8 protein-coding genes are annotated in these 7,354 nt (G+C 48.9%); 7 read left to right on the forward strand and 1 reads right to left on the reverse strand.

Annotation, left to right across the window (positions count from 1 at the left end; genetic code table 11):
* Window positions 1-276 precede the first annotated feature (276 nt).
* The 7 genes from JGK36_RS33325 (at window position 277) to JGK36_RS33355 (ending at window position 6,621) form a co-directional block, all read left to right on the forward strand.
* A complete protein-coding gene (locus tag JGK36_RS33325) occupies window positions 277-2,952 on the forward strand; it encodes a glucosidase (RefSeq protein ID WP_293199374.1) in 2,676 nt (891 codons plus the stop codon).
* Entirely contained in the window at window positions 2,939-3,766 is an 828-nt protein-coding gene (locus JGK36_RS33330; protein WP_293193885.1) for an MIP/aquaporin family protein, read from the forward strand. The genes JGK36_RS33325 and JGK36_RS33330 overlap by 14 nt, the downstream gene beginning before the upstream one ends.
* Before the next feature lie 193 nt (window positions 3,767-3,959).
* The gene (locus JGK36_RS33335) at window positions 3,960-4,490 is read left to right on the forward strand and encodes an NAD(P)-binding protein (RefSeq protein WP_293187086.1); all 531 of its coding nucleotides are present in this window, start codon (window positions 3,960-3,962) and stop codon (window positions 4,488-4,490) included.
* A complete protein-coding gene (locus JGK36_RS33340; protein ID WP_293187087.1) occupies window positions 4,484-4,666 on the forward strand; it encodes a hypothetical protein in 183 nt (60 codons plus the stop codon). The genes JGK36_RS33335 and JGK36_RS33340 overlap by 7 nt, the downstream gene beginning before the upstream one ends.
* 44 nt (window positions 4,667-4,710) lie before the next feature.
* Window positions 4,711-5,163: an ester cyclase gene (locus JGK36_RS33345; RefSeq protein WP_293187088.1), complete on the forward strand. Its 453-nt coding sequence runs from the start codon at window positions 4,711-4,713 to the stop codon at window positions 5,161-5,163.
* Between the two features lie 66 nt (window positions 5,164-5,229).
* Window positions 5,230-5,979, forward strand: coding sequence for an SDR family oxidoreductase (locus JGK36_RS33350; protein ID WP_293199376.1), 750 nt, complete (start codon window positions 5,230-5,232; stop codon window positions 5,977-5,979).
* A 39-nt stretch (window positions 5,980-6,018) separates the two neighbouring features.
* Window positions 6,019-6,621 carry a GAF domain-containing protein gene (locus tag JGK36_RS33355; RefSeq protein WP_293187226.1) on the forward strand — a complete coding sequence of 201 codons (603 nt, stop codon included), beginning with the start codon at window positions 6,019-6,021 and terminating at the stop codon, window positions 6,619-6,621.
* 89 nt (window positions 6,622-6,710) lie between these two features.
* Here JGK36_RS33355 and JGK36_RS33360 read toward each other — a convergent pair.
* Window positions 6,711-7,354 (reverse strand): NADPH-dependent F420 reductase (locus JGK36_RS33360; protein ID WP_293199378.1); only part of this gene is annotated, 644 nt, incomplete at its 5' end.

Consider the following 7,354-nt stretch of genomic DNA (forward strand, 5'->3'; position numbering starts at 1 on the left):
GTGAGTGCCGACACTACCAGGATGAAGCAGGAAGTAAACGAAGCTCAAAGTCCAATATTGTCCAATCTTGAGTAACTTTGGGTAGGATTTATGTAACGGTTCTCAGGTTTACTGACCGACGACTGGAAAAAACAACCATAGTTGGTGCTCAGGCAAAGCCGCCGGTCTGACAAAGATGTGCTTTCTCATCTAGTTCTCAGGCTGCTTTTATTAAAAACACGCAGAATTCTGTTAGCAAACTCTTTAGATCGTTATTCACCGTACCGGAGAAGTTTGATGATTCCAGAGAAACTTCGATTGCAGCAAGACCAAGACCGGATCGCCTACTGGAAACGCTGGGGACCCTATGTAAGTGAGCGACAATGGGGCACGGTGCGGGAGGATTACAGCCCCGATGGCTCGGCTTGGGATTATTTTCCTCACGACCAGGCCCGATCGCGCGTCTACCGTTGGGGTGAAGATGGCATTGCCGGAATTTCTGACACAAGACAACGCTTATGTTTTGCGATCGCCCTGTGGAATGGTCACGATCCCATTCTCAAGGAGCGCATTTTTGGCTTAACAGGCAATGAAGGCAATCATGGCGAAGATGTCAAGGAATATTATTTTTATCTCGACAGCACCCCGACCCATTCCTACATGAAATGCCTGTATAAGTACCCACAGCAGGCATTTCCCTATGCTCAATTAGTCGCAGAAAATCAACGCCGCGGCAAACTAGAACCCGAGTTTGAATTGCTGGATACTGGTATTTTTGATGGCGATCGCTACTTCGATGTCTTTGTAGAATATGCCAAAGCCACAGCGGAAGATATTCTGATTCAAATCACGATCGCCAATCGCGGCAGTGAAGCTAGCACCTTACAGTTATTACCCACGCTATGGTTTCGCAATCTCTGGGACTGGAACCCGGACATCACACCGCCTTTAATCAAAGTCGTGCATTCTGATCCAACGTTCAGTCAACTCGAAGCCCAGCATCCCACCCTGGCAACGCATTGGCTTTACTGTGAGGGTGATGCAGAATTACTATTTACGAATAACGAAACCAATTATCAGCGATTGTTTGGCACAGCGAATCGATCGCCCTATGTGAAAGATGGCATTAATAACTATGTGGTGAATGGTGATGCTCAAGCGATTAATCCCGATCGGGTCGGTACGAAATTTGCCGCCCGTTATTCGCTGACCTTGGCACCAGGAGCCACCAAAACCGTGCGCCTGCGGTTGAGCGATCGGTCCCAATTGTCCGCCCCGTTTAGCGCTGAGTTTGAGCAGATTTTTCAGACCCGGAAACAGGAAGCCGATCAGTTCTATCAAGAGGTTTCGCCCTTTCCCCAATCGGACGATGAACGCAATATTCAACGCCAAGCGTTTGCCGGACTGCTCTGGAGCAAACAATATTATCAATACAGCGTGAATGACTGGCTGAAAGGCGATCCGGGACAACCCGCGCCGCCTACCGATCGCAAAGCCGGACGCAATCACGAATGGGGCACACTGTTCAGTGAAGATATTCTCTCCATGCCCGACAAGTGGGAGTATCCCTGGTTTGCCGCGTGGGATTTAGGATTTCATTTGATTCCGTTAGCGATGATCGATCCGGCGTTTGCCAAGTTGCAACTCGATCGCCTCACCCGTGAATGGTATATGCATCCCAATGGCCAACTCCCGGCCTATGAATGGAAATTTAGCGATGTGAATCCTCCGGTGCAGGCGTGGGCGGCATTGCAGGTCTATCAAATTGAGCAAAAATCCACTGGGCAGGGCGATCGCGCCTTTCTGCAACGGGTCTTTCACAAGTTGCTGCTCAACTTTACTTGGTGGGTGAACCGCAAAGATATGGCGGGCAACAATGTGTTTCAGGGTGGCTTTTTGGGGTTGGATAACATTGGCATTTTCGATCGCAGTGCCGAATTGCCCACGGGCGGCTACCTCAACCAAGCCGATGGCACCAGTTGGATGGGCATGTATTGCCTGAATATGCTGGCGATCGCCCTCGAATTAGCCAAAGCCGACGACAGCTACGAAGACATTGCCAGTAAGTTTTTTGAGCATTTTCTCTACATTGCCGACGCGATCGATGGCATTGGCGAAAGCAATATTGCGCTGTGGGATGAGGTCGATGGCTTCTATTACGATGCGCTACATTTACCCGATGGGCAACAGTTACCGTTGAAGGTGCGATCGCTGGTGGGCTTAATTCCGCTCTATGCTGTCATCGTGCTGGAACTCGAAACCCTGGAAAAATTTCCGGGTTTCAAACGGCGGATGCAGTGGTTTATTCGCAATCGCCCTGACCTCAAAGAGAATGTCGCCTGTATGGAAACACCGGGAATGGGAGCGCGACGGTTGTTGGCGATCGCCTATCGCAGCAAACTGCAACGGATTCTGCAACGCATGTTGGATGAAGCGGAATTCTTCAGTCCGTTCGGGATTCGAGCCATCTCCAAGTATCACCAGGATCATCCCTATTGCTTGCAATTAGGGGGGAATGATTATTTCGTCCGGTATGAACCGGCTGAATCCAGCACCGGCTTATTTGGCGGTAACTCCAACTGGCGCGGCCCCGTGTGGTTTCCGGTGAATTATTTGATTATTGAAGCCTTAGAGCGCTTTCACAGCTATCTGGGCGACAGTTTTAAAGTCGAGTGTCCGACGGGATCGGGGCAGGAAATGACCTTGGGAGAAGTGGCGATCGCTCTGTCTCACCGCTTAGTGGCCTTGTTTGAGCGCGAGGCATCGGGTCGCCGTCCGGTGTATGGTGGCATTGAGAAATTCCAAACCGATCCCCATTGGCGCGATTACATCTTGTTCCACGAATATTTCCACGGCGATAATGGCGCGGGAATTGGCGCGAGTCACCAAACCGGTTGGACAGGCTTGGTCGCTGCCCTGATTCACCAAAATGCGGCCCACCGCGCCCAGGAGGGACAGCATGACCACCCTTAAAGCAACCTTTCGCAATCACCTACCAGAATACCTGATGGAAGCGGCCTTACTGGGATTATTTTTGATCGCAGCCGGTGGGTTTTCGATTCTGTTTGAATATCCTCAATCGCCGGTACATCAGGCCATTGCCAATGGTGATCTACGGCGGTTTTTAGTGGGAATTGTGATGGGGTTGACGGCGATCGCCCTGATCCATTCACCTTGGGGTCAACAATCGGGCGCGCACATGAATCCAGCGGTGACGTTGACCTTCTATCGACTGGGCAAAGTTAAGTTGCTGGATGCGTTGTTCTATGTGTTGTTTCAATGTCTAGGCGGATTAGCCGGTATTTATTTAGTCGCATTCGCGTTGGGTCAAGTATTTATCCAACCTCCGATTAATTATATTGTCACGGTTCCCGGTGCGCTGGGTTGGCTCGGAGCCGTGATGGGTGAATGGTTGGTGGCCTTTGTGATGATGATGATGGTGTTATTCACGAGTAATCACCAAAAACTGCATCGCTACACTGGCCTGTTATCGGGATTTCTCGTCATGCTTTACATTACCTTTGAAGCGCCATTATCGGGCTTTAGCATGAATCCGGCGCGAAGTTTGGCGTCGGCTTTACCGGCCAATGTTTGGACGGACTTCTGGCTGTATGTAATCGTGCCCCCGATCGGAATGTTATCAGCGGCGGGTTTGTATACTGAGTTGTTTGGCGATCGCGCTGTCAAGTGCGCCAAGCTCCACCACGATAATCCCAAACGTTGTATTTTTCGCTGCAACTATGACCGAGATGGCCGGGTGGATTTGAGCGATCGATTACTAAAATGATTCGTTGATAGTTTGGATGTTAAATCATGCCTACATTGAAAACCTGGCGTTGCTTAATCAGGGTATGAAAAAAATAAGTTAAAAATCCCCAAGCTTTGTCGATACTGGTTTCTATGACTGGCATATTTAGCCTTTCATACCGTATTCACACCAATTCAATCAGTCAATTCCCTAACCGGCGAGGAACCCATTCATGGCTACCAACACTCATTACGATGCAATCATTATCGGCACCGGCGCAGGTGGCGGCACGTTGGCCTATCATCTAGCGGCCAGCGGCAAAAAGATTTTGATTCTAGAACGCGGATCCTTCTTGCCGAGAGAAAAGGAAAACTGGAGTGCGTTAGAAGTGTATCAACGGGAACGCTATCACACCCAAGAACAGTGGTTTGACACCAACGGGAAAGCCTTCCGACCGGCCACGGGCTATTGGGTGGGCGGTAACACCAAAGTCTACGGGGCTGCCCTCTTGCGGATGCGAGAGCGCGATTTTGAACAGGTCACGCACCAGGATGGCATTTCGCCAGAATGGGCGGTGAAATATGCCGATTTTGAGCCCTATTACGCCCAAGCCGAGCAGCTTTATGATGTGCATGGGCAGGCAGGCCTTGACCCCACGGAACCAACCCGCAGCCAACCCTATCCCTACGCACCTGTGCGCCATGAACCCCGGATGCAGGAATTGGCCAATGCCTTCACTAAAGAGGTACAAACATTTTGGTAAATGCTTATTCTCCTGGCTGGATGAAAACGGATATGGGTGGCCCTGATGCGCCCTTTACAGCGGATGAAGGAGCTGAAACCGCTGTGTATCTGGCAACTCTTCCAGAGGGCGGCTCACAGGGTAACTTCTTTGCTGAGATGCGGAAGTTTGGGGGCGCGATCGCACTGGATTGGTAATCAATCGAACCGAAGAGACAACACAACTACAGTGAGGAATAACGATGACTCCAACTGAAGAACAAAACTTGGCGATCGCCCGGATCTTTATCGAGCAGTTTTTGGGCAAGGGCAATATGGCGATCGCGGCGGATGTACTACATGAGAATGTGCAGGCAATCACCGGATTAAAGCCAGATGGGCCAATTGACGGACGGGAAGCTTACATACAAATATTTAGTGCCTTTTTCGATGCCTTTCCTCCCGTTGCGGGTTCAGAGATGATCGTTGAAGATATGTTTGCCGCAGGCGATCGAGTCGTCGTTCGATTTCGATCTGTGCAAAAACACACCAAAGCATTTTTTGGGATTGCTGCTACCAATCGGGATATCACTTTCATTGAAACTCATGTCATGCGGCTACGAGAGGGCAAGATTGTCGAAAATGTGGTGAGCGCGACTAATTTGGAGTTTGAAATGTTGATGGCTCCTGTTTTAACGCCGTTAATCCTCAAATAGCCAATTTTTCAGGTTCAGTGTTGTGATTAATTTGCTCGAATGCCCTAAATCAAGGAGAAGAAGTCAATGGTCAACAGCGAATCAAACGGTAAAGTTGCATTGGTGACAGGCGCGAACAAAGGGCTTGGGTTTGAAATGAGCCGCCAGCTTGCACAGCATGGATTGACGGTGATCATTGCAGCCCGCAAACTTGAAGCGGCGGTCGCGGCAGCAACGAAGCTAAAAAATGAAGGATTGAAAGCCGAAGCGATTCTACTTGATATTAATGACAGTATTCAAATTCAATCAGCCGTCCAAGAGATTAAAAATCGGTTCGGTAAGTTGGATGTTCTGATTAATAATGCGGGAGTCATGTTGGATGGTGAATGGGCAATTAGTAATGCAAGTTCTGTATCAGTTGACATGATCCGTAAGACGTTTGACACTAACTTTTTTGCTTTGGTTGAAGTGACTCAAGCCATGTTGCCCTTGATTCTAAAGAGCCAAAGTGGACGGATTGTCAATATGGCAAGTATCGAAGGATCGTTGACCCTTCACGCCGATCCAAGTTCGTTCATTTATGACTCCAAACCCTTTGCTTATGATGCCTCTAAAGCTGCGGTCAATTCTTTTACCGTGCATTTGGCGCACGAGTTGCGAAACACACCCGTAAAGGTCAACAGTGCTCATCCCGGTTGGGTCAAAACCGAATTAGGCGGTGACGGCGCAATGATGGATATTACTGAGGGTGCGAAAACCGGAGTGCAGTTAGCCACCTTGCCTGATGATGGTGCCAGTGGGGGCTTTTTCCACCTCGGTCAGCCTGTTCCTTGGTAGTTTCGGAAACCATATTTTGCGCTTAGGAGGAATCAACCGATGTCTGACGTAAAGCCAGAAGCTCATCAAAATGTTTACCTCCAAAATATCGTTACAGGTGCAACGCCAAATCCAGTCATTCAAAACCCAGATGCGATCGACGAGGAATTCATTGAAGCGGCAAATCGAGTTTTGAAGAATGCAGTTGAACTGATCCGCGTTTTGATTGGCGCTCATCAATCGGCGATCGCCATTATTGTGCAAGAAGATTGGAGTTCTATTCGGAAGTTCTTCTCACTCTCAGAGAAGTATGCAGCGTGGGCAAAATACGATACACCTGCAACTGGATATGGCACACACGGGTGGTTATTGCGCCACAATCAACCTGTACGAATGACCCAAGCGGAACTCGAAGCTCACCCTGAGTGGAAAGGTTTTGGTAACGAGGCGGGCAAGCATCCACCGATGCGAGGTTGGCTTGCTGCCCCGATTGTCGGACAAGATGGAATGAACTGGGGATTGCTACAACTATCCGATAAGTACGAAGGGGAGTTCACGGAAGAAGATGAGAAACACTTCATCAGCTTTGCGAAGTTAGTGTCAGAGACATTAGAAACACTGTGGAACGTGCGTAATCTTCGGAAGAACGCACCAGGAAGATAATAACCGTTTTGCAGCAGACAGATCGAGACTCGAACTCAGTATCATTGACCCTCAACCGTCCGCTGCATTTGATTGGTTTATGCTGCTGCTCAACGTTGCAAAGCTTTCAACCCAAGGTTGGGAAATAGCTGACTCGCAACAGCAAACTGCACCCATGCACTTGCTAAGGTTTCTAAAGTACGTGCCACCAGAAGATTACCTGCATCAACTGATTTGTAACCGCAGTCTTCAATGAGATTTGCAGCGATTTGTTTTGCTTCAACATCATCACCACAGTAAAAAACGCTAGGAAAATCAGCACCGAATTGTCTTGAGTCTGAAGCAATAATTTCAGCAAATGTAGTATTGAATGCCTCCACAACTTTTGCATTTGGTAGAAGTTTCTGAATGGTTTCAGCAACAGAAATTTTCAAGTCCGTTGCCAAGCCAATTGTTTGCCCCGTGAAGTCTGGCTGAATTCCACTCACACAAGTAATGATAATTTTCCCATCCAAAGAGCCAGCCGCGTGAATGACCTCTTCCAATGCTGGCAGCCAAACAGCCAATAAAATAATGTCTTGTGCTGCTGCATCTTGAATTGTTCCTGCTTTTGCAGTCGCCCCTGCCGCTGTTGCCAGCTCAATCAGTTTATTTGGATCTCGTGAGTAAGAAAAGACGACTTCATGTCCTGCCTTTGCCCAAAGTTTACCCAACCCAGCACCCATGTTGCCAGCACCAATAATGCCAATTTTCA

It is taken from the genome of Microcoleus sp. PH2017_35_SFW_U_B (genome assembly GCF_020737865.1).
Classification (GTDB): Bacteria; Cyanobacteriota; Cyanobacteriia; order Cyanobacteriales; family Microcoleaceae; genus Microcoleus.

Bases quoted from the DNA above. Each gene is read 5' to 3' on its own strand.
- JGK36_RS33325 (WP_293199374.1), top strand. From the start codon at position 277: ATGATTCCAGAGAAACTTCGATTGCAGCAAGACCAAGACCGGATCGCC.
- JGK36_RS33330 (WP_293193885.1), top strand. From the start codon at position 2,939: ATGACCACCCTTAAAGCAACCTTTCGCAATCACCTACCAGAATACCTG.
- JGK36_RS33335 (WP_293187086.1), top strand. From the start codon at position 3,960: ATGGCTACCAACACTCATTACGATGCAATCATTATCGGCACCGGCGCA.
- JGK36_RS33345 (WP_293187088.1), top strand. From the start codon at position 4,711: ATGACTCCAACTGAAGAACAAAACTTGGCGATCGCCCGGATCTTTATC.
- JGK36_RS33350 (WP_293199376.1), top strand. From the start codon at position 5,230: ATGGTCAACAGCGAATCAAACGGTAAAGTTGCATTGGTGACAGGCGCG.
- JGK36_RS33355 (WP_293187226.1), top strand. From the start codon at position 6,019: ATGTCTGACGTAAAGCCAGAAGCTCATCAAAATGTTTACCTCCAAAAT.